The sequence below is a fragment of the Streptomyces narbonensis genome (assembly GCF_014649015.1).
Taxonomy (GTDB): Bacteria; Actinomycetota; Actinomycetes; order Streptomycetales; family Streptomycetaceae; genus Streptomyces; species Streptomyces narbonensis.
Window position 1 is genome coordinate 1 of sequence record NZ_BMSF01000079.1, and the last position, 1,009, is coordinate 1,009.

The window sequence follows — 1,009 nt, forward strand, 5'->3', positions numbered from 1 at the left end:
CCTAGGACTTGTCCGGCCGATCATGTGACTACTCCGCGTCGGGGTCGTTGATGTGGACATGGGGCGGGGTGATCTGAGCGATGCCGAGTGGGAACGGCTACGGCCGTTCCTGCCGGTCAGCAATAGGCGTTGTGGCAGGTGGCGGGACCACCGGCAGGTGATCGACGGGATTCTGCACCGGGTGCGGACCGGCGTTCAGTGGCGTGACCTGCCAGAGCGTTTTGGGCCGTGGAAGACCGTCTACGAACGGCACCGACTGTGGTCAGGCGACGGGACCTGGGAGCGTCTGCTGCAGCAGGTCCAGGCCGCCGCCGACGCGGCAGGTGAGATCGACTGGGACATCTCGGTCGACTCCACCATCGTGCGGGCGCATCAGCACGCGGCCGGCGCCCGCACCGATCCGCCGCCGCCCCCGGCCTCAAAGGGGGCCGAACTGGCAGAACACCAGGGCGAGACGGCATGGCAGAGCCTGCACGCCCGCCTGGAGGAGGTGGTGCAGGAGGCGAGGGCCTGGGCCGCTCGCGCGGCGGGTTCACGACCAAGCTCCACCTGAGCACGGACGGCCGCTGCCGCCCGCTCTCTCTGATCGTCACCCCAGGTCAGCAGGCTGACTGCACCCAGTTCAAGTCTGTCCTGGAGAAGATCCGCGTCCCGAAAGCCGGTCCGGGACGGCCCCGCAAGACGCCGGACAGCGTCGCGGCCGACAAGGCCTACAGCAACGGACCCTGCCGTCAGTACCTGCGGCGCCGGGGCATCCGGCACACGATCCCGGAGAAGACCGACAGCCAGGCCGCCCGCCTGCGCAAAGGCTCACGCGGCGGACGGCCACCCGGCTTCGACGAGGACCGGTACAAGAAGCGGAACACCGTCGAGCGGGCCATCAACCGGCTGAAACAGCACCGGGCGGTGGCCACCCGCTACGACAAGCGCCGTTACGTCTACCTTGGCACCGCAACCGCCGCAGCCCTCACCATCTGGCTCCGAACATGATCGGCCGGACAAGTCCTAG

Annotated in this window: 1 protein-coding gene; it reads left to right on the forward strand. The window is 68.8% G+C overall.

Features of this window, described 5'->3' with window-relative positions; genetic code table 11:
• Window positions 1-58: 58 nt before the first annotated feature.
• A protein-coding gene (locus IE124_RS34060; protein WP_370468866.1) for an IS5 family transposase occupies window positions 59-990 on the forward strand; the annotation gives its coding sequence in 2 pieces (ribosomal slippage) (window positions 59-407 and window positions 407-990; 933 coding nt in all).
• The last annotated feature ends 19 nt before the right edge of the window (window positions 991-1,009 follow it).